The sequence below is a fragment of the Isoptericola sp. MSGPD8_1_ISO-PGPR-S23-394 genome (assembly GCF_058072785.1).
In genome coordinates this window covers 875,740-896,663 of sequence record NZ_CM176517.1, presented here as the reverse complement: position 1 = coordinate 896,663, position 20,924 = coordinate 875,740, and the positions used below count along the sequence as shown (strand labels likewise).

15 protein-coding genes are annotated in these 20,924 nt (G+C 73.2%); 9 read left to right on the top strand and 6 right to left on the bottom strand.

Annotated elements, in window-relative coordinates; all coding sequences use genetic code 11:
- The first annotated feature begins 11 nt into the window (after window positions 1–11).
- The 3 genes from AC3RJ8_RS04000 to AC3RJ8_RS03990 are packed head-to-tail and all read left to right on the top strand — an operon-like array spanning window position 12 to window position 2,586.
- Window positions 12–1,163 carry an asparagine synthase-related protein gene (locus AC3RJ8_RS04000; RefSeq protein WP_489714651.1) on the top strand — a complete coding sequence of 384 codons (1,152 nt, stop codon included), beginning with the start codon at window positions 12–14 and terminating at the stop codon, window positions 1,161–1,163.
- A complete protein-coding gene (locus AC3RJ8_RS03995; RefSeq protein WP_489714650.1) occupies window positions 1,160–1,609 on the top strand; it encodes a lasso peptide biosynthesis B2 protein in 450 nt (149 codons plus the stop codon). The genes AC3RJ8_RS04000 and AC3RJ8_RS03995 overlap by 4 nt, the downstream gene beginning before the upstream one ends.
- Window positions 1,606–2,586 (top strand): hypothetical protein, encoded by a 981-nt coding sequence (locus tag AC3RJ8_RS03990; RefSeq protein WP_489714649.1) that lies wholly within the window; start codon window positions 1,606–1,608, stop codon window positions 2,584–2,586. Before AC3RJ8_RS03995 ends, AC3RJ8_RS03990 begins: the two co-directional genes overlap by 4 nt.
- Here AC3RJ8_RS03990 and AC3RJ8_RS03985 read toward each other — a convergent pair.
- Together AC3RJ8_RS03985 and AC3RJ8_RS03980 are read right to left on the bottom strand one after the other, a co-directional pair.
- Window positions 2,538–4,385 carry an ABC transporter ATP-binding protein gene (locus AC3RJ8_RS03985; RefSeq protein WP_489714648.1) on the bottom strand — a complete coding sequence of 616 codons (1,848 nt, stop codon included), beginning with the start codon at window positions 4,383–4,385 and terminating at the stop codon, window positions 2,538–2,540. The two genes, AC3RJ8_RS03990 and AC3RJ8_RS03985, sit on opposite strands and share 49 nt — an antisense overlap.
- Window positions 4,382–5,545 carry a nucleotidyltransferase family protein gene (locus tag AC3RJ8_RS03980; protein WP_489714647.1) on the bottom strand — a complete coding sequence of 388 codons (1,164 nt, stop codon included), beginning with the start codon at window positions 5,543–5,545 and terminating at the stop codon, window positions 4,382–4,384. Before AC3RJ8_RS03980 ends, AC3RJ8_RS03985 begins: the two co-directional genes overlap by 4 nt.
- Before the next feature lie 136 nt (window positions 5,546–5,681).
- Between AC3RJ8_RS03980 and AC3RJ8_RS03975 the strand changes: the two genes are divergently transcribed.
- Window positions 5,682–6,092: a PPOX class F420-dependent oxidoreductase gene (locus AC3RJ8_RS03975; protein WP_489714646.1), complete on the top strand. Its 411-nt coding sequence runs from the start codon at window positions 5,682–5,684 to the stop codon at window positions 6,090–6,092.
- A gap of 12 nt (window positions 6,093–6,104) precedes the next feature.
- On the opposite strand, the gene mfd is transcribed toward AC3RJ8_RS03975, so the two are convergent.
- On the bottom strand, window positions 6,105–9,734 hold the full coding sequence (gene mfd, locus AC3RJ8_RS03970) for a transcription-repair coupling factor (RefSeq protein ID WP_489714645.1): 3,630 nt from the start codon (window positions 9,732–9,734) through the stop codon (window positions 6,105–6,107).
- A gap of 181 nt (window positions 9,735–9,915) precedes the next feature.
- On the opposite strand from mfd, the gene AC3RJ8_RS03965 reads away from it, so the two are divergent.
- The gene (locus tag AC3RJ8_RS03965; RefSeq protein ID WP_489714644.1) at window positions 9,916–10,581 is read left to right on the top strand and encodes a phosphatase PAP2 family protein; all 666 of its coding nucleotides are present in this window, start codon (window positions 9,916–9,918) and stop codon (window positions 10,579–10,581) included.
- 39 nt (window positions 10,582–10,620) lie between these two features.
- The gene (locus AC3RJ8_RS03960) at window positions 10,621–12,024 is read left to right on the top strand and encodes a hypothetical protein (protein ID WP_489714643.1); all 1,404 of its coding nucleotides are present in this window, start codon (window positions 10,621–10,623) and stop codon (window positions 12,022–12,024) included.
- Between the two features lie 2 nt (window positions 12,025–12,026).
- On the opposite strand, the gene AC3RJ8_RS03955 is transcribed toward AC3RJ8_RS03960, so the two are convergent.
- From AC3RJ8_RS03955 to AC3RJ8_RS03945, 3 genes are all read right to left on the bottom strand, one after another.
- Window positions 12,027–13,106, bottom strand: a complete 1,080-nt coding sequence (locus tag AC3RJ8_RS03955; protein ID WP_489714642.1) for a glycosyltransferase family 4 protein — start codon at window positions 13,104–13,106, stop codon at window positions 12,027–12,029.
- Window positions 13,103–14,173: a glycosyltransferase WbsX family protein gene (locus tag AC3RJ8_RS03950; RefSeq protein WP_489714641.1), complete on the bottom strand. Its 1,071-nt coding sequence runs from the start codon at window positions 14,171–14,173 to the stop codon at window positions 13,103–13,105. The genes AC3RJ8_RS03955 and AC3RJ8_RS03950 overlap by 4 nt, the downstream gene beginning before the upstream one ends.
- Window positions 14,174–14,310: 137 nt before the next feature.
- Entirely contained in the window at window positions 14,311–17,604 is a 3,294-nt protein-coding gene (locus tag AC3RJ8_RS03945; RefSeq protein WP_489714640.1) for a hypothetical protein, read from the bottom strand.
- Window positions 17,605–17,785: 181 nt separating this feature from the next.
- Here AC3RJ8_RS03945 and AC3RJ8_RS03940 point away from each other — a divergent pair, with 181 nt between their 5' ends.
- The 3 genes from AC3RJ8_RS03940 (at window position 17,786) to AC3RJ8_RS03930 (ending at window position 20,920) form a co-directional block, all read left to right on the top strand.
- The gene (locus tag AC3RJ8_RS03940; protein ID WP_489714639.1) at window positions 17,786–18,625 is read left to right on the top strand and encodes a hypothetical protein; all 840 of its coding nucleotides are present in this window, start codon (window positions 17,786–17,788) and stop codon (window positions 18,623–18,625) included.
- 1 nt (window position 18,626) lies between these two features.
- The gene (locus tag AC3RJ8_RS03935; RefSeq protein WP_489714638.1) at window positions 18,627–19,574 is read left to right on the top strand and encodes a glycosyltransferase family 2 protein; all 948 of its coding nucleotides are present in this window, start codon (window positions 18,627–18,629) and stop codon (window positions 19,572–19,574) included.
- Window positions 19,575–19,705: 131 nt separating this feature from the next.
- On the top strand, window positions 19,706–20,920 hold the full coding sequence (locus AC3RJ8_RS03930) for an ABC transporter ATP-binding protein (RefSeq protein ID WP_489714637.1): 1,215 nt from the start codon (window positions 19,706–19,708) through the stop codon (window positions 20,918–20,920).
- The last annotated feature ends 4 nt before the right edge of the window (window positions 20,921–20,924 follow it).

Here is a 20,924-nt window from a genome sequence, read left to right as displayed (position 1 = left end):
GGGAGGCCGACATGACCCTCGACGTACACCGCCCGACACCTCGCGAGACGGCGTGGGCGTGGCTTCCCGGACTGGTCGACGCGCCGTCCGGCCGCAGGACCACCTTCGAGCCGCTCGACGTCCTGCCGTCCCGCATCGCCGAGAGCGCCGGCGACCGACAGGTCTACGTCACGTTCTCCGGAGGACGTGACTCCTCGGCCGTCCTGGCTGCCGCGTGCCGCGCCACCGCGCTGTGCGGCACCCCGCCCCCGATCCCGGTGACGTTCGTCTACCCCGGCGTCTCTGAGGCCGACGAGTCCGACTGGCAGCGGGCTGTCATCGACCACCTCGGCCTGCACGACTGGTGGCGGCTTTCCGTCACCACGGAGAACGACCTGCTCGGCCCGGTCGCCCAGGACAGCCTGCGGCGGCACGGCCTGCTCTGGCCGGCCACCATGCACGCACGCGGTCCCCTGCTCGAACGGTGCGCCGGCGGCGTCGTCCTCACCGGCGAGGGTGGCGACGAGATCTTCGGCAACCGCCGGATCCGAGCCCTCCGCCGCACCGTTCGCCGACCTTTCGCGCCGGGAAGCCCGCGCCGCTCCGCGCTCGCAGCGGTCTCTCCTGCCGCTCTCCGCCGTCGCCGGCTGCGGACGGCGATGCCGCTGCCCTGGCTCCGGCCTGCCGCCCACGACGAGCTGGTCGAGCGGATCGGTGCCGACGACATGGCCGAGCCGCTGTCCTTCGGTGGCTCGCTGCGCTGGGTCGCGCGCCGTCGGTCGGTCACCGAGTTCTTCCGCACCTACTCCGCCCTCGCGGCCGAGCACAACGCCGACGTCGCCCACCCGCTGCTCGACCCGACGTTCCTCGCCGCCGTGGCTCGTCGGCACCCGACCGGCTTCTCGTCGCGGACGGAGGGCATGCGCGCGGTGTTCGCCGACGTGCTCCCGGACGCCGTCCTCGCGCGCACCTCGAAGGCGACCTTCACTCTCGCCTACCTCGGCGCGGCGACGCGTGACTTCGCGCGGAGCTGGACCGGCAGCGGCGTACCGCACGACCTGGTCGACGCCGAGGAGCTGCAGAAAGCCTGGCTGGGCGAACGCCCGCCAGGCCCCACCGGCCTCCTGCTGCAGTCCGCCTGGCTGGCGAGCCAGGCCCGCACCCCTGCCCAGGACGCGGCATGAGCCCCCGGCGGCAGGTGGGCGGGCTGCTGCGGGCGGCCCGGTCCGGGCTCGTGTACCTCGTGGCCGAGACGGGCCTGCGCACGGTCGGGCTGCGCCGGACCGCCGCGGTGCTGGGTCTGCGGCTCGGCGGAGCGCCGGGCACGACTCCGCGCGCCGCCTTCGACACGGCGCGGCTCACCGCCGTCGAGCTACGCACGCTGCGCATCGACCGCCGCGTGCTGCGCCTGCGGTGGGTCAACGGGACATGCCTGCGCACCGCCCTCGTGCTCGGCCGGAGCCTGCGTTCTCGCGACCCGCAGATCGTGCTGGGCGTCCGTCGCGACGACGGCGGCCAGATCAGGGCCCACGCTTGGCTGCGGATCGACGGCACCGATCTCGACCCCGAGGGCGCCGCCTGGCTGTACCGCGAGTTCGAGCGGGCCCGGACCACCGGAGGATCGGCATGACGGCGCCGACCACGCTGTACGGGCTGTCCGTCGACACCGACGTGCCGATGCCCTCACGGGCGGAGTCCGTGACGGTCGACGGCAGGGTTCGCCTCCGCAGCGGCGCCGACCGCCTCCACACCTACGAGGACCCGGCCGGTGAGGTGGTCCTGCGCTACGCGAGCCCGGAACGCCCCTGGTACACGGCGACCCGGTCGGACGACGGCTACCGGCTCCGCTTCCACGGGACCTGCGACTTCGTCCTCACGCCCGACCTCGAGGAGGTCACGCTGCACGTGGTCGACGGCGCCGACGGCGGTGTGGCACGGGTGCTCGCCTCCGGTGCGCACATGGCGTTCCAGCTCTACCTCCGCGGGCACGCGGTCCTGCATGCGAGTGCCGTACAGCTCGAGGACGATGTCATCGGGTTCGTCGGGCGGTCCGGGATGGGCAAGTCCACGATGGCGGCGCTGCTCTGTGCCGAGGGCGGCGCGCTCGTCACTGACGACGTGCTCCGCGTCGACCCGGCGGGCGACGACCACCTGGCTCGGCTCGGGGCGACGGAGCTGCGGCTCCGCAAGGGTGCGGACACCCTCACCGCGCGGTTCGGTGTGGACTCACCGCGCCGGGGACGCAGCGCGGACGGCCGCGACCTGCTGGCGCCCGGGCGCGAACCGACGGACGCTCGCCGGGTCGGTGCGCTGGTCGTCCCGCTCCCCGACCGCACGTGCGAGGAGCTGCGTGTCGACCGGGTCCGTGGCGGGGCAGCGGCGTTCGCGCTCATGCAGTTCCCCCGCCTGCTCGGGTGGCGGGACCCGCGGGTGACCGCCCAGCAGTTCGCCCTGGTCTCTGCGCTCGCCGCGAAGGTGCCCGTCTTCACGGCGCGGGTGCCCTGGGGACCGCCGTTCCGCGAGCGCCTGGGGGCTGAGCTCGTCGCGGCGCTGCGGGCTCAGGGCGCCGAGCTGGACCAGCCGTCGGGAAAGTACGCACCCGCCTGAAGGTCGAACAGCTCGGCGTACAGCCCACGCGCGGCCATCAGCTCGGCGTGCGTCCCTGCCTCGACCACGCGACCCGAGTCCATGACGTAGATGCGGTCGGCGCCCCGCACGGTGGCGAAGCGGTGCGAGACGAACAGGGCGGACCGGCCGTGCAGCGTCGTGCGCAACGAGCTGAACAGGTCGTGCTCGGCCCTCGGGTCGAGCGCCGCGGACGGTTCGTCGAGGATGACCAGGTCCGCGTCCCGGTAGAACGCCCGGGCGATGGCGAGGCGCTGCCACTGGCCGCCCGACAGGTCCGCGCTGTCGTCGAACATCCTCGACAGCCGAGTCGCGTACCCGTGGGGCAGGCGCGAGAGGGCGCCGTCGATGTCCGCGGCCCGCGCCGCCGCCCGGATGTCGTCCCGGCCGAGCTCGTCCTGCCGGGCGTCGGCCCCGGCACGGTCCAGGGCGATGTTCTCCGCGGCCGAGAAGGCGTACCGGACGAAGTCCTGGAAGATCACCGCCACCCGACTGCGCAGGGCGTCCTGCGAGAGCTTGGCGTAGGGCGTCTCGCCCCAGAGGACGTCGCCGGCGTCCGGCTCGTACAGCCCGGCCAGCACCTTCGCCGCGGTGGTCTTGCCGGACCCGTTCTCGCCGACGACGGCGACGACCTCCCCGCGACCGACCTCGATGGTGACGTCCTGCAGCGCCGCCGTGCCGGCCCCCGGGTACCGGAACGAGACGCCCTCGATCCGCGCGCCGTCGAACGCAGGGAGATCGTCGAGCCCGGAAGGCCCGGCCGCCTCGTCGGCGTGGTGCTGGAAGAACGCCTCCAGGTCGTCGAGGTAGAGCCCCGACTCGTGGATCTGCTGCACCCCGCCGACGAGGCCCTGGATCTGTCCCTGCAACACTCGGATGCCGACGATCGCGGCACCGGCGTCCGCGACACCCACCTCTCCGTTCGCGATGAGCACCACGAGGAGGAGCAGCGTCCCCACGAGGACGACGCCGGAGAGCACCTGCCCGAGGGTCGCCAGCCGCAACCGGCGCCCGAGGTGCTTGCGCAGCGCCTGGAGGTAGGTGTCGTACAACGCCCGGTACCGGTCCCGCAGCCACGGAGAGACCTGGAAGGCGCGGATCTCCTTCGCCTCGTCGCGGTTGGTCTGCACGTGGTTGACGTACATGCGCTCACGCTGGTTGGTCGTCTGCGCGACCGTGAACCGGAACTCCAAACCGCTCTCGCGGCGGCTGGTCAGCAGCACGGGGACGGCACCGACGGCCAGCAGCGGCAGCAGCCACGGGTAGAGCGCGACCAGCGCCGCCCCGACCGCGACGCTCGATGCCAGCGTCCCGATGACGGTGAACAGACCCTGGGTGACCTGGAACGGCCGGGTCATGGCGCTCTGCCGGACGCGCTGGAGGTTCTCGAAGAACTCGGGTGCCTCGAAGTTGCGCAACGGCACCGTGGTGGCGACGTCCTGAACCCTCTCGTTCATCGATCGGGCGACGAGCTCGCCGAGGAGCCGCCGCACGCTGCCCTGCGCCACCCCGATGACCGAGCCCAGGGCCATCAGCCCGGCGAGCGCCGCGACCGACCAGACGAGGCCGGGGGTCATCCCGGCGTCTGCCACGTCGAGGATGCGCTCGAGGACCTGGGCGACCACGAGCACCTGAGCGCCGAGCGCGGCCGCCGCCACGACCTGGAGCGCGACCAGCGACACGAAGAGGCGCGGGCTGCACGACCACACGATCCGGGTCGAGCGGCGGACCAGCTCGACGACCCGCCGACCGCGGGACGGGGCGGACCGCCCGCCGCTCATCGTCCTTCGCCCACGGCGGTGGCGAAGTAGGCCTCGCGAGCCCGCGGGTCGGGGACGTCCTGCTGCAGGGGCCGGACGGTGCTCCGGCCGTGTCGGTGCTGCCAACCCCGGTACCGGGCCGCGACGTGGTTCCTCGCGAGCCCCCACACGCTCGCCGCCACCGTGGGCCGCGCGGCCCCGTAGATGTTCCCCCCGAGCCTCGGGTCCCCCGGCAGACCGGGGAACGGGTGGAGATCGTCACGGGAGCGCGCGAGCCGCCCCCAGACGCCGTCGGCGACCTTCGCCAGGTCCCGCGACGGGACGCTGCCCCGACCGGCGATGCGGTACGCCCGGTCCAGGACGAGCGCCACGGGCACCGTGGCGTGCGCTCGTCGGCACCGGCGCGCCAGCTCGTCCCAGTCGATGCCGCGCGTCGCGTAGTAGGCGTCGGCGAGCCACACCAGTCGGTTGGCGCCCGCCTGGGCGGCGTGCACGGCCACGTGCAGCGCCTGGTCCTCCGGGTCGAGCATCGGCATCGGCACGGCCGACAGGTGGTGGCGACGGCGTCGTGCGAGCATCGCGTCGACCTCGAGAGGGAAGGCGCGCCGCACCGAGGGCGCGACAGCCAGGTGCCAGTGCAGGTCGAGGGGCGTGCCGTGCCGGCCGATCATGGCCAGCTCGCCCCGGCCCGACGTGCTCAACGCGGGCCAGTTGCGGTCGAGCAGTCGGCCGCCCGTGGACTCGACGACCTCCACGGCGTCGCGGAACGACGCCGGCTGGACGAGCAGGTCGAGGTCGTAGTACTCCCGCATGTCCGCATGCGGCCAGACGACGGAGGCGAGCGTCGCACCCTTGACCACCACCCAGGCGATGCCTGCCCGGTCGAGGGCCGCACCGGCGACCTTGAGATCTTCCAGCGCTCGCAGGTGCCTGAGCATCTGGCCGTGCTGCACCCTCTGCAACGGCGCACGCCACGCGTCCGGCCGCTCGGCCCAGCCCCGCGTCGCGCGGGCGACCGCGGGCGAGATCCGGTGCAGGAAGCCCGCCTCCACCACGTCGTCACCGGCGACGGCCGCTAGACCGTCGTCCCAGGTGGCGCGCCGGTCGAAGGCAGCATCGAGCAGCAGCCGCGCCAGCGGACGCAGCGGCCGGCCGGGTCCCGGTGCCGCCCGTCGTCTCACAAGTACCACCAGCCGAGCATGACGCGCGCTCGGCACGCTCAACACCTCGGGAGCGGATTTCACCCGAGTGAAAGCGCGCCGGCGACCGAGGCGCAGACGGCCGATGAGTCCGCGGGCTGCCGCCGGTCGACCTGGTATGGCCACCACACCAGTTCCCGTACCTCTCCCCGACCTCGCCCGCGAGCTCGTCGCAGGGCCGCACGTCGCCCACCTCGCCACGGTTCTGCCCGACGGTGCGCCGCACAGCGTCCCGCTGTGGGTGTCCTGGGAGGGTGACCGGCTGGCGTTCCTCACCGGCCCGGACTCGCGCAAGGCCCGCAACGTGGCCCGGGACCCGCGGGTCTCGGTGTCCGTGACGCACACGGAGCGGCCCTGGCTCATGGCGACCCTCTTCGGACGGGTCGCCCGCGTCCTCGACGGGGACGAGGGATGGGCGGTCGTCGACCGCATCTCCCACCAGTACACGGGCGGCCCCTACCCGCGGGGCGAGGACCGGGTCGCGTTCCTCGTGGACGTCGACCGGGCGAGCGCGGCGTCGTTCGGCTGAGCCCGGCGGCGCCTACCGCGCCGCCGTCCCGACGGCGGCGGCCGAGGCCACCTCGCCGAGGATCACGGCGTCGATGAGCTGCTTCGCCCAGGCGAGCACCGCGGTGCCGCGCAACGGCTTGCCGCCGATGCGCGCCGTCGTCGGGAACGGCACGAGCACCGCGCGGATGCCGGGCTTGAGGATCGTGCCGGGGTAGAGCCGCTTGAGGCGCATCTGGGCGGACTCGGGCAGGTCGACCGGCGCGAACCGGATGTGCTTGCCCTGGGCCGTGATGTCCGTGAGCCCCGCCCGCCGGGCGTGGTTGCGGAACTCGGCGACCTCGAACAGCGCCTCCGTCGGCTCCGGCAGGGCGCCGTACCGGTCCACGAGCTCCGCCCGCACCTCCGCGAGCGCGGCGGCGTCCTGGGCGGCGGCGATCTTCTTGTACGCCTCGAGCCGCAGCCGCTCGGTGGCGATGTACGACTCGGGCAGGTGGGCGTCCACCGGCAGCTCGATCGTCACCTCGGGCTGCTCCTCCTCCCGGTCGCCGCGGAACGCCGCCACGGCCTCTCCCACCATGCGCACGTACAGGTCGAAGCCGACGCCGGCGATGTGCCCGGACTGCTCCCCGCCGAGCAGGTTGCCCGCACCGCGGATCTCGAGGTCCTTCATGGCGATCTGCATGCCCGCACCGAGGTCGGTGTGGGCGGCCATCGTGGCCAGCCGGTCGTGGGCGGTCTCGGTGAGGGGCCGCTCGGGCGGGTAGAGGAAGTAGGCGTAGGCGCGCTCACGGCCACGTCCCACCCGCCCACGCAGCTGGTGCAGCTGGGACAGCCCGAGGGTGTCTGAGCGCTCCAGGATGAGCGTGTTCGCGTTCGAGATGTCCATGCCGGTCTCGATGATCGTGGTGCACACCAGGACGTCGAGCTCCTTCTCCCAGAAGGCGCGGATGACCTGGTCGAGCTGCTGCTCGCTCATCTTGCCGTGCGCGACGCCGATCCGGGCCTCCGGCACCAGCTCGGCGAGCCGGGACGCGGCCCGCTGGATCGACTCGACCTTGTTGTGCACGTAGAACACCTGGCCCTCGCGCAGGAGCTCGCGCCGGATCGCCGCGGAGATCTGCCGCTCCTCGTACCCCCCGACATAGGTGAGCACCGGGTGGCGTTCCTCCGGCGGCGTCGCCAGCGTCGACATCTCGCGGATGCCGGTGACGGCCATCTCGAGCGTGCGCGGGATCGGCGTCGCGGACATCGCCAGCACGTCCACGTTGGTGCGCAGCTGCTTGAGCGTCTCCTTGTGCTCGACGCCGAACCGCTGCTCCTCGTCGATGATCACCAGCCCGAGGTCCTTGAAGTGCACCGACCCGGTGATGATGCGGTGGGTGCCGATGACCACGTCGACGCTCCCGTCCCGGAGACCGGCCAGCGTCTCTTCGGACTCCTTGGCGCTCTCGAAGCGCGACAGCGCCCGCACGTTCACGGGGAACCCGGCGTACCGCTCGGAGAACGTGTCGAAGTGCTGCTGGACCAGCAGCGTGGTGGGCACCAGGATGGCGACCTGCTTGCCGTCCTGCACGGCCTTGAACGCCGCGCGCAGAGCGATCTCCGTCTTGCCGTAGCCGACGTCGCCGCACACCAGGCGGTCCATCGGCACGGACTTCTCCATGTCCGCCTTGACCTCGTCGATGGTGACGAGCTGGTCGGGCGTCTCGACGTAGGCGAAAGCGTCCTCCAGCTCGCGCTGCCACGGCGTGTCGGGGCCGAACGCGTGCCCCTGCGTCGCCATCCGCGCGGAGTAGAGCCGGATCAGCTCGCTCGCGATCTCCTTGACGTGCTTGCGGGCGCGCGCCTTGGTGTTCTTCCAGTCGGCACCGCCCATCTTGGACAGGCTCGGGGACTCGCCGCCGGTGTACTTGGTGACCTGGTCGAGCTGGTCCGTGGGCACGAAGAGCCGGTCGCCGGGGTGCCCCCGCTTGGAGGACGCGTACTCGATGACCAGGTACTCGCGCGTCGCGGCGTTCGCCCCGGCCCCGAGCGTGCGCTGCACCATCTCGATGAACCGGCCCACGCCGTGCTGCTCGTGCACCACGAAGTCGCCCGCCGTGAGCTGCAGCGGGTCGACGACGTTGCGGCGTCGCGAGGGCATCTTGCGCATGTCCCGGGTCGAGGACCCCTGACGGCCGGTGAGGTCCGACTCGCTGAAGACCGCGAGCCGCAGCTCGGGCACCACGAAGCCCTTGCCCACCAGGGCGGGCGCGACGTGCACGACGCCGCCCTCGGGCACGTCGGTGAGCTCGGTGACGAGGCGCGCGGCCGTGTCCGCGGCACGCAGCTGCTCGGTCATGCGCTGCGCCGGGCCGTGCCCCTCGGTGGTCAGCACCAGGCGCCAGCCGGCCTTCTGCAGCCCCTGCACGTCGTCCAGGGCGCGTGCCACGTCGCCGCGGTAGGACTCGACGTCGCGCGCCGCGACCGTGAAGGTGCTCGCGTCGTCGTCGGTCGCGACCGGTTCCGCGGCCGCGGCGTCGTCGTCCGCTGCTGCGGCGCTCGCGGTGTCGAGCGAGAAGGCCGAGAGCGTCCACCAGCCGAGGCCGCGCCGGGCGGCGACCTCGCGGGTCTCGGCGAAGGTCGCGAACGACGCGGCCGACAGGTCGAGGGGGGCTTCGCCGCCCGCGACGGCACCCGTCCAGGCCGCGGCGAGGAACTCCTCGGTGGTGGCGACCAGGTCGTGGGCACGACGGCGCACCCGCTCGGGCTCGTCGAGCACCAGCAGGGAGTCGGCCCGCACGAGGTCGAGGACGGGCACCATCCGCTCCACCAGCGCGGGAGCGAGGGACTCCATGCCCTCCACGGCGATGCCCGCGGCGAGCCTGTCCAGCATGTCGGTGGCGCCCGGCAGCTGCGGGACGAGGCCGGCGGCGCGCTCCCGCACGGCGTCCGTCAGCAGGATCTCGCGGCACGGCGGCGCCCACAGCCCGCGGTCGGCGAGCTCGAGGGAACGCTGGTCCGCCACCGAGAACCACCGGATCTCCGAGACCTCGTCGCCCCAGAACTCGAGGCGCAGCGGGTGGTCCTCGGTGGGCGGGAAGACGTCGAGGATCCCGCCGCGGACGGCGAACTCGCCCCGGCGCTCCACCATATCGACGCGCGTGTAGGCGGCGGCGACCAGCGCGTCACCGACGGCGGTCAGGTCCGCCGTCTGCCCGGTGTGCAGCTCGACGGGGACGAGCTCGCCCAGCCCCTCGACCACCGGTTGCAGCAGGGCGCGCACCGGCATCACGAGCACCCGCACCGGGCCCGCCTGCGCGTTGCCCGGGTCCGTGTCGGGGTGCGCCAGGCGGCGGAACACGGCCAGCCGCTTGGCCACCGTGTCGGCCCGGGGGCTCAGCCGCTCGTGCGGCAGCGTCTCCCACGCGGGCAGTACCGCGACGTCGTCGGCACGGTCGTCCGGCAGGTAGGCACGGACGGCGGCGGCGAGTTCGTCGGCGTCCCGCCCGGTGGCCGTGACCACCACGAGGGGACGCTTCTCGGCGGCGGCGGCCACCAGCGGGGCGCGCACACCCTTCGGCCCGACGACGTCGACCTCGCCGCCGAGCGGCACCGCCTCCAGGGCGGCAGCCGCTCCGGGGTCGGCGAGCAGGGCGGGAACGATGCCGGTGAGGTTCATGGGGGCCCTTCGGACGCGCGACGACTGGCCCACTTCTCCCTCGGAGGGAGTGCGGGCTGACCGTCCCAGGGTACGCCGGACCGCCCACGGACTCCTGTACCGGCCTGGCGGCCGGCAGTCGGCCCAGTTTCATCCGGCGGCGCACTCGACCCCGGCTCGTGCGTCGAGAATCATCGAAGGTGTGACAGGACGGTGGGAGGGTCGGCGCAACCACGCGGCGCGAGCGGTCGTCGGAGCCGGTGCCTTCGTGGTCCTCTTCACGACCGCGGTCCTCAGCTCCTGGGGCCAAGGGGTGGACGAGGCGCTCTTCGGCGTCCTGGTCCGCGGCGGGGAACCGACCCGTGCCGTGGCGGGCGTCCTGCGCGAGGCGGTCGTCGGGATGCTCACCGTGACGGTCGTCGTCCTGTGCGTCATCGCGTTGCGGCGGTGGCGGTGGCGGCAACCGGTGGCCCTCGCGATGCTGACCGGGGTCGCCGCCCTCGTGAGCATGGCCCTGCGGGACGACATCCTGACCCGCCCCGACCTCGGGCACCTCCACGGGTACGCCCACAACACCTTCCCCAGCACGCACGCCACGGTCGCCACAGCTCTCGGTCTGGCGATCATCGTGCTGTGGCCCGCACGGAGCCGGCTCGAGTGGACCAGGGTGCGTGCCGTCACCCTGACGGCGGTCGCCCTGGCATGCCTCGTCAACGTCACGACGTTCGCTCACCGCCCGGCCGACGTCGTGGGTTCCCTGCTGCTGGTCGCGTGTCTCGCGTCGATGGTCGGCGCGATCGCCCCGCCCCTCGTCCAGCCCAGCATCGCTGGATTTCACCCCGCGGACGACGGCACTTCACCCCGGTGACGACTGCCCGGGCGGGCAGCCCGCACGTACGGTCAGCCTATGGCGAAAAGGCTTTCCTGGGTCGTGCGTTCGCTGATCGTGGCTCTCGGCGTGTTCGCCCTGAGCTCGCCCGCCGCGGCCGAGGAGGTCACCAGCACGTCGTCGCAGGTGACGTGGTCCTGCACCGGTGACCCGTGCCCGTGGGGCCAGCAGCTGTCCGGCAACGCCGCCGTCTGGCCCGACGGCATCACCAGCCGCTACGGCTACACCACCTCAGCCAGCATCTACCTGCCCGCCACCGCCGCCCAGGGGACCACCATCACCCTCACCGAGGGCAACGCCGCCGTCTACGCCGGCCCCACCGACAGCCCCCACAGCCGCCTCGCCCAGCTCTCCACCGGCGACAGCTACACCCTCACCGACCTGCCCGGCACCCACGTCGTCTCCGTCCAGAACGACAACGGCGCCTTCGCCTACACCCTCAACCGCGGCCCCGCGCCCACACCCACACCCACACCGGAACCCAGCGACGAGCCCACGCCCGATCCCACACCCGAGCCCACGCCCAGCGACGACCCGACCCCCGATCCCACACCCGAGCCCACGCCGGAACCGACGGACCATGCGAGCACGCCCTCCCAACCGGTGACGTGGACGTGCACGGGCAGCCCGTGCCCGTGGGGGCAGCAGACCACCGGCAACGCCGCCACCTGGCCGGAGTCCACCGGTGCACAGTCCACGCGGCACGGATACACGACGTCCGCCGCGATCTACCTGCCTGCCGAGACGGCCAACGGCGACACCTTCGCCGTGATCAGCGGTTCGGCCGCGCTCTTCGCGGGGACGCCGAACGGCTCCCACCGCAAGATCGCAGACCTGGCGGCGGGCGAGCAGCACTCGATCTCGGGGCTGGCCGCCGGCGAGGTGGTCTCGCTCCAGAACGACGGCGCCTCGTTCACCTTCGCGGCCGTGCCGGGCGACGCCCCGACCCCGGATCCGGAACCCACCCCTGAACCCGAACCCACGCCGTCCGTCCCCGCCGGCGCCGTCGTCATGGAGTCCACACTGGCTCTATGGCACTGCACGGCCTACCCGGGCTGCGAGGAAGACGGCTGGTCGCCCTGGGTGGGAGGGGCAGTGGCGTGGCCCGACTGGGCGGCCTACCCCGACAACGCCCGGGAGGGGTCGAACGAGCGCATCGTGAAGTCCCTCGACGGCGAGGTGATCTACCCGTACATGGGGTCCTGGGCCGACGGCTGCGAGATCCTCGTGCTGGACGGCGACGTGCTGGTCATCGAGTGGGAGCGCGGGACCGACGTGTGGCGATCCACCTACCTCAGCCCGGGTGACACCTACACGATCGACCTGGTCGCACCGGAGGACGGGGTGCTCATCGAGACGCCCGACACGCCGACCACGTTCCAGGTGGCGCTGTCGAGCTGCACGCCGGAGCCTCTTCCCTGAGGTCAGGCGACCCCGCGGTAGAGCTCCTCGTAGCGGTCGACGACGCGGCGGAGCGAGTACTCCTGGGCACGCTGCGAGCCGGCCTCGGCGAGCGCCTCCCGTCGGGCGCCGTCCGCCAGCAGGCCGGCGAGCGCGGTACCGACGCTCTCGAGGGGCGTGAGCAGAGCGGCGCGACCCTCGTCGCTGACGTAGCGGGCACCGACGTTCGCGGTGGCGACCACGGGCAGCCCGCTCGCCATCGCCTCCACGTACGGGATGCCGAAGCCCTCGTAGTCCGACGGCAGGCAGAACACCCAGGCACGTCGGTAGGCGTCGGCGAGCGCCGCGTCGTCGAGAGCCCCCAGCGACCTGACGCCCGGACCGGCATCCTCGGGGACGTCGCGCGAGACCATCCACAGCTCGGCCTCGGGATGCCGGGTACGGACGTCCGCCACGAACTGACGGGCGAGCTCGTCACCGTTCTTGCGGCCGCGCCACGCCCCGACGAACAGCACCACGGGATGCGCCGCCCGGACCTCCGGCTGCGGCCGGAAACGCCGCAGGTCCACCCCGTTCGGCACGACGTCGCGCACCCACGGGTACCAGCGGCGAGTGCCCGGGGAGACGACGACGGTCCGGTCCGCGACGACGCTCGCCAGCACCTCCGACAGGCCGAGCAGCACCATGCGGGTCCGCTCCTTGGCGCCGCGGATGCGGCGCGCCTCCTCGAAGCACGAGCCGTGCAACGTGCGCACGTGCCGATCGGTCCGGCGGCGCCACATCCAGTAGTCGTCACCGTGGGCGTGCACGACGTCGTAGCCCGACAGGTCGAGGCGCCGCACCGCCGTGGCGAACCTGAACGTCCGCAGAGATCCGGTCAGCTCGAGGTGTCGGTGCCCGTAGACGGCATCCTGGACCGGGGGGCACTCGCTGATCACGTCCACGTGGTGGCCGCGGCGCACGAGCTCGGTGGCGAGCTCGTGCACCTGGTAGCCGATGCCCTGCTTGCTGCCGCTCGGCAGGTAGTAGGAGATCATCGCGACGCGCAGCGGTCGGTCCGCAGCGGCCTGGACGCTCGTCGGGCTCGCTGCGGGCGTCGTCATGCCGTGTCCCGCAGACCGTCGCGCAGGGCTTCCAGCCAGCCGTGACCGTGCCGCAGGTCCGGCTCGAGATGATTCCCCTCCGCCCACTCGTTCCACGACTTGACCCACAGCAGCCGCTCGTCCGCGGGACGGTGCGCCACCGACTCGGCGGCCTGACGCACGTTGTCCCGGAACGCCGACGGCGTCGCACCGTGCAGCACGACGCCGCGACGACCCGACCGCGGGGTGTTGTCCCAGTTCGGGTAGACGCAGGGCTGGATCAGGTCGCCCGTCCGGTTCTGCTCGGCCCAGTCCGTGGAGTACGGGTGGATCTGCGGCCCGCCGGCGGTCTTGCGGAAGGCACGCATGCGCAGCATGTCGAGCCGTGAGGTGCCGGCCGGCATCCGCATGTACACGCCGGCGTCGAAGCCGTCCTCCTTGACGCTGTCGTAGCGCACGCCGGTACCGAAGAGGTCGCTCATCTCGGCGACCAGGTAGAGACCCTCCAGGCCCGCACGCCGGGCCAGCGACTGCCACAGGTCCACGAAGCGGGCGGCGTCGGGCAGCTCCTCAGGACGGAAGACGTAGAAGACCGGCCGTCCCCCGACCCGCAGGTAGCGGGGGTCGCGGAACGCGGGCAGGACGGCCTCGAAGTGGGCGACGTGGTCCTCGTCCCCCGGGTACTCCTGACGCACCAGGACACGGTCGGCGTCGCCGTGCCAGATGCCGCTCCACGTCTGGTTCGCCCAGGCGAGGCAGAACGACAGGTCGGGGCTGCCGGAGTCGAGCACCTCCGTGAAGGGCCGCTCGAGGATGCGTCGGCCACGACCGAACCAGTAGTGCCAGTAGGCGAACGCCTCGATGCCGTAGGAGGTCGCGAGCTCGGCCTGCGAGGCGCGCACCTCCGGCACCCGCAGGTCGTAGAACCCGAGGTCGGCGGGCACGAGCGGCTGGACGTGCCCCGGGTAGAGGCGGCGCGCTCGTGCCACGTTGGTCCACTCGGTGAACCCCCGTCCCCACCATGCGTCGTTCTCGGGGACGGGATGGAACTGCGGCAGGTAGAACGCCACCGCACGCGTCGTCGTCATGGCGCCCTCCTCTCGCGGCTCGGCCTCCCCCAGTCTCGACCGGCGATCACGGCCGCTCAACGCTTCTCCGGGCTTTTCACCCTGGTCGGCGGCCACGGGAGGGAAGTTCACCCCTGACTCTCGGCCTGCTCCTCGGGTCAGGGCGGCGACCACGCCCGGACCGCGCTCACCGCGACGAGCCAGTCGCTCTCCGTCACCAGCCCCATGAACGGCTGCGGCAGCCCGCCGAGCACACCCGTGTAGTTGAGGTCGAGCACACGGCTGCCACGGATCCGCGTCCACGGCACGCTCACCCGCACGGCGGTGATCTCCACCGGGTCGGTGCGCAGCAGCGCCACCCGCTCCCACAGCTGGTCCGTCGGCGCGGGGATCTCCCGCCAGTCACCGTCCCGCGTCCGGACCTCCACCGTGTAGTGGCGCAGGCCCGCGGTGCAGCACCGGATGCCGGCCGTGGCGACGGCGATGCGGTCCACCACGACAGGAGCGTCCGTCTCCACCGTCACCGACGGCGCGGGGTCCACCGACCCGTCCTCCAGCCGCCCCGAGCGCCACGGGTCGCGGACGGTGAGCGAGCCGGAGGTGACCGTCGCCGGGTCCCCGGCGTCCGGGTGGGTGGAGGACGCCGTCACCGGCGCCCCGGCGAGGACGTCCTCGCCGAACGGTTCGACGGCCCGCACCACGAGCTCCGTCCCCGCGGGCACGAGCAGCACCACCGGGCTGCCGGTCACGGGCACCTCGGTGCCGCTCGCCGCGACGTGCAGCGGGACCTCGGCCCCGTAGACGTCCCGGCGGACGACGTCGACGCCGGCGTCGGCGCCGGCGTCGGACGAGACCAGGACGGACGTGCGCAGGTCCTCCGACCACAGCGCGAGTGCCGACGCCCCGTCGTCGGCGACCGCCCGGACGGCGTGCACGCCGGGCACGCCGGTCGCCACCGCCGTCGCGGCGTCGTAGCGCTCCACCACCGGAGCGGTGGCCGCCATCGCCGCCCCGGCGGGCTTGACGTAGGCGTCGTGCTGCACGAGCGACCAGGAGACCCCGTTCTCCCCGAACCCGCCCTCGCTGAAGAAGTAGGTCCACTCGGCGACGTCCTCGACCTCGTACCACCACAGCTTGCGGGCCACGTCCCACCCGGACGCCCAGAAGTTCACGGCGCCGTCCGACCACCAGCCGGACTCCGTGTCCCACCAGGGCAGCTCGTCGCAGTCGGCGAGGATCTCGCGCAGCTCGTCCATCTCGGCACCGGCTCGGGAGAACCCCTCCTCCTCCCACGAGCGGTTGAACCCGGTGTACGGATGGACCCCCACGGCGTCCATCGACGCGCACCCGCCGGCATCCACCAGCCCGCGCCACCAGTCCGGCGCGAGCCCGAGCGTGTTGCCCCCCACGACGACGGCCTCCGGGTCGGCCGCGCGCACGCCGTCGGCGAACGGGGCGCCCACCTCCCGCTCGTAGCGGGCGGCGTCCTCGTAGCCGGTGTTGTTCGGCTCGTTCCACGGCTGCCAGGCGGTGATCCCGGGTGCCCGCTCGCGCAGGCCGGCGACGACGACCTCCACCCAGCCCCGCCAGGTACCGGCGTCGACGGCGGCACGGTCCGCCTCGCTGCCCTGTCCCACCTGGACCACGAGCCGGACCCCGGTGCGCTCGGCCAGCCGGGCGGCGGCGGCCAGCTCGGCGAACGGATCGACGATCTCGCCGTCCCGGGAGTGCAGCCCGGCCCCGGGCAGGCCGTCCCAGACGATCGAGGCCGGGTCGGGGCGGGCCGCCGGGTCCGGCACGAGGGCGCCGAGGTCCAGCTGGACCCGGTGGGAGCCCACCCCGAGCTGGTCGGCGAGCTGGACCCCGCGCAGAGGCGCCGCGCCGCCCCAGTCGGCGCCGTCGGCGAGCGCCGCCGGGTCCAGCCTGCTGCCCGGCGGCGTCACTGTGTAGCGCAGGCAGGTCCCCGACACCGGCACGTCGTCGGCGTCCAGCAGGGCAGCGTCGACCTCGTACACGCCGGGGCGGGCGGGCGGCAGGTCCAGCTCGATCTCGCCGCCGTCGGGCGGCAGGTCGGCGACGTGGACCTCACCGACGACCGGGTCGGGCACGCGAGGATCGCCGCGCACCTGGTAGCGCAGCCGGTACCGGTCGGACTGCGCACCCCACGCCGGGTCGAAGGCGGCGACGACGCGAGGGGACTCGTCGGCACCGAACACCGCGAACGGTCGCTCGACGAGCAGGCCGGCACCGAGACCGAGCGTGGCGACGAGGGACTCGGTGCCGGCGGTGACCTCGACGGGGTCGCGCAGCCCGTAGGCCATCCGGTCGTCCCGGATCGCGGTGAGCGCGACGGTCCCTCCGTGCCCGTGGGTGAGCAGGTAGTAGTCGTCGCCGTGGTGCAGCACGGGGGTGCGGTCCCACGGCGAGAACGGGTGGTCGACGTCGGTGCCCGTGGCGGGCCAGAACCCGCGACGCACGCCGTCGGTGCCGAACCAGCGCAGCTCGGTGCCGGGCTCGGCCAGCAGCAGACCGCCGTCGGGCGCGGTCGCGACCCCGGTCGCGTCGGTCCACGGCAGGGCCGGCACCCCGACCGGCCGGTCCGTCCGTGCGGGCGCGCCGAGGCGGGCCAGGACCTCGCCCTCCGGGCCGGCGACGGTGAGCGAGCGGCCCCGCGGGCCGTCGGCGGCGTAGACCACGGCCCCGTCGTCCAGCGCACCCAGGATCGATCCGTCGACGTCCAGGGGATCCAGGCGCTCGCCGTCGGCCGTGACGCGGTGCACGACGGCTCCGGCGTCCCCCACACCGACGACCCGCCCCCCGTCGGGGTCGTCCCACGCCACGGTGCCGCCCGCCAGGTCGGTGACGGCACCGGAGCTGTGGTCCCCGGCGGGCAGGTGGACCCGCCACCGCTCGCTGCCGTCCGCGGCGACCTTGAGCAGGTCGCGGCGGCCCATGAGCGTGTCGACGAGGTACACGGCGCCGTCGTCGTCCACCTCGAACGAGCCGATGCCGAAGAGCTCGTGGGCCGGGTCCCACCGCAGCTCGACGACGGTCTCGCCCTGCGGGCTCCCGTCGCCGACGTCGAAGCGCGCGACGGTGTACGTCGCCTCGTCGCGCGACATCACGAAGGCCGTCCCGCGGTGCACCCTGACGGCGACGAGCTCGCCGGCGGCCGGGAGGACGTCGTCGACGACGGTCCGCCACCCGGGCAGCGACGTCGCGTCGACGCCGTCGTCCACCACCTGCGCGAGGTCCGGGATCCCGCACACGGGTACCTCGCCCGTGACCACCTCGACGCCGGGCACCGCCACGGCCGGAGCGGTGACGGCCGGACCCGTGGCAGCCGGGCGCGTCGGACGCGCCCCCTCGCCCTGGCTGCGCAGGACGACGGTCGCCAGCACCACCGAGCACGCCAGCAGCAGGACCAGGGCCACCCCGACGTGTCGTCTCACGGCGCCTCCCGCCCACTCCCCCACCGGCCACGCTAGGCACGCGGGGCGCCCGACGGCGAGGGCCCGGTCGAGAGTTCACCCGGGCGGAACCGCACCGACCGGTGTCGCCGCACGGTGGCGACCAGCAATGATGAACGGGGCGACACCCACCTGCGGATCCGCCGGACGAGAGGGGGCAGAGATGAGCAGCGCACGTCGTGTGGGTGCGTACGTCCTGCCCGGGGACCCCACCTGGCTGGAACGCACCCTCTCGGTCTACTACCCCCTGCTCGACGACCTCGTCGTCCCCGTCCCGCAGGACGGCCGCGGCTGGACCGGGCGGCGGCTGCCCGTCGAGACGTGCGTCGACATCGTCCGGTCCGTCGACACCCGTGGGATCGCGCGCTTCGTCCACGGGAGCTGGGTCGATGCCCGGGACCCCCTCGCCGCCGAGACGCGCCAGCGCCAGGCTGCCGTCGACGCCATGCCGGACGTGGACTGGGTGGTCCAGCTCGACGGTGACGAGCTGCTCCCCTCACCCGGTCCGCTCGTCCACGCGATGGACCGCGCCGACGCCCGGGACGTCGACGCCGTCGAGCTGCCGATGCGGGTGGTCTTCCGGCGCACCCGGCGGGCCCGCTTCGAGGTGGTGCGGCCGGGCGGCGCACCGCACCTCGAGTATCCCGGCCCGGTCCTCGTGCGTCCGACGGTACCCCTGGCCTCCACCCGCCGGACGGCCGGCGGTTTCCTGCGCCTGGTCGTTCCCGGTGACACCTCGCTGCAGTCGGCCCGGGCACCCGAGCCCGGCGAGATCCGCGAGGAGCTCCCGGCCCACTTCGAGAGCATCGTGCACAACTCCTGGGGGCGGTCTCCCGGCGAGATCCTGGCCAAGGTCCGTTCGTGGGGACACGCGAACGACATCCACCGCTACCGCTACTACGTCGCGGTGTGGCTGCCCACCCCGGCGACATGGCGCCTCCTGCGGAACTTCCATCCGCTCGTGGGTGAGCTGTGGCCCCGCCTCCGACGGGTCGCCGACTGACATGCCGCCGACGGTCCGCAGCCTCGTCGTGGTCCTGTCGTTCCACGGGGCCGACGACACCCTCGCCTGCGTCGACTCCGTGCTCCGGGGGTCTCCCGGGCACGACGTCCTCGTCATCGACAACGGGTCGTTCGACGGGGTCCTGGAGAAGGTGAGTGCCGAGTGGCCAGGCATCCTGACGATGCAGACCGGGACGAACCGGGGCTACTCCGGCGGGATGAACGCCGGGCTCGCTCACGGGCTCCGCTCCGGCTACGACGTCGTCACGGTCCTGAACAACGACACCCTGGTCGAGACCGGCGCGCTCGACGAGCTGGTGGCGGTCGCCGCCGGCGGTGCCACGGCGGTGAGTCCCCGTGTCCTGTACCAGGACGACCCGGGCTGCGCCTGGTTCGAGGGTGGCCGTCTGGACCCCGTCGACGGGTTGCCCCGGCACATGACACCGCAGGAGGCCGTCGAGGCGGGTCGGCAGGTGGAGGGCGAGCCCTACGCCGTCGACCTCTTGGCCGGGTGCTGCGTCACGGCGTCCGCCGCCACGTGGCGGCACGTCGGGCTCTTCGACGACCGGTACTTCCTCAACTTCGAGGACTCGGACTGGAGCATGCGGGCCCGGCGCTCCGGCGTCACCTTGCGCGTGGTCCCGCGCTCCCGTGTCCACCACGGCGTCTCGCGCTCCTTCACCGGCGCCTACGCGTACCTGGGCACCTACTACTACCTGCGCAACCTCCTGCTGTTCGCCCGGACCTGGCTGCCGCCCCGGCAACGCCGACGGCTGCTGCGGACGCGGGTCCTGCCGGCCCCGGTCCGGGACTGTCGCGAACGAGGGCTGACGGCCGGCCTGCGCACCGGACGGATCCTCGTGGCGGTCGCCGGGGCGCAGGTGCGACGGCGGTACGGACCAGCACCGTCCCGTCTCGAGCAGCGAGCACGACGCTGGTCGCGGAGATGAGCGGGTCCCGGAAGGAACCGGTCACGATCCCCTCGGCAGGACGAGGTTTCACCCCTGCCCAGGCGTCGCCGCGCCAGATTCACCCGTCCACGCCGTTCCGGACCTCGACGGCACCTGCCTACGGTTCACCTGTGCAACCACCGGCCGGTTCGGCGATCGTGGCGCGCGGTCTGGGCAAGTCCTACCGCATCGCCACCTCGGGACGTTCCCACGACCGCCTCTCCGAGGCGTTGGTGGCACGCGCCAAGGATCCGTTCCACCGGCGCGAGTTCGAGACGTTCGACGCCCTGCACGACATGTCGTTCGACATCCCCTGGGGCGAGGCGGTGGGGATCGTCGGACGGAACGGCGCCGGCAAGAGCACGCTGCTGAAGATCCTCACCCGCATCACCGCGCCGACGACCGGACGGGTCGAGCTCGGGGGACGCGTGGGCAGCCTGCTCGAGGTCGGCACCGGGTTCCACCCGGAGCTGACCGGGCGCGAGAACATCTTCCTCAACGGTTCGCTGCTGGGCATGGGGCGCAGCGAGATCCGGCGCCGCTTCGACGACATCGTCCGGTTCTCCGGCATCGAGAAGTTCCTCGAGACGCCGGTCAAGAGGTTCTCGTCGGGGATGTACGTGCGCCTGGCGTTCGCCGTGGCGGCACACCTGGAGACCGAGATCCTCGCCATCGACGAGGTGCTCGCCGTCGGCGACGCCGAGTTCCAGCGCAAGTCCCTGGACAAGATGCGCGACGTCGCCAAGGACGGTCGCGCCGTGCTCTACGTCAGCCACCAGATGCAGACCGTGACGGCGCTGTGCAGCTCCGCCATGTTCATCGACCGCGGACGCCTGGTCCGGACCGGCTCCGTGGACGACGTCATGACGGCCTACCGCGACAGCTTCGACGACTGGCGGTCGCGGCAGGTGGAGGCGAAGCACCGCCCCGGCACCGGCGAGATCCGGCTCGAGCGCGTCGACACCACCGAGGTGCGCGACCCGGTCGACGACACGGTCGTGTCCTTCTCCGTCGGCGCGAACCCGGAGATCGTGGGCAAGTACTTCGTCTCCCTGCACATCGTCGACCACCAAGGGGCCGTGGTGGCGCAGTGCGACTCCCGGCTGGTGAGCCAGTGGTTCGACCCCTCCGAGCCCCACAGCGGTGAGCTGCGGGTCAAGAATCTCTGGCTCAAGCCGGGCACCTACACGGTCGACGCCTTCGTGTGCCAGAACGGGGTGTTCGACGGGTGGCGCGGGGCCGCGGCGTTCGAGGTGCTCCCGCACCTGCCGTACCCCGACCTGGTGATGGACGAGGGCGTGGAGCTCGGTGCCGTCTTCGCCGACTTCGACTACGAGGCCTGGTGAGACC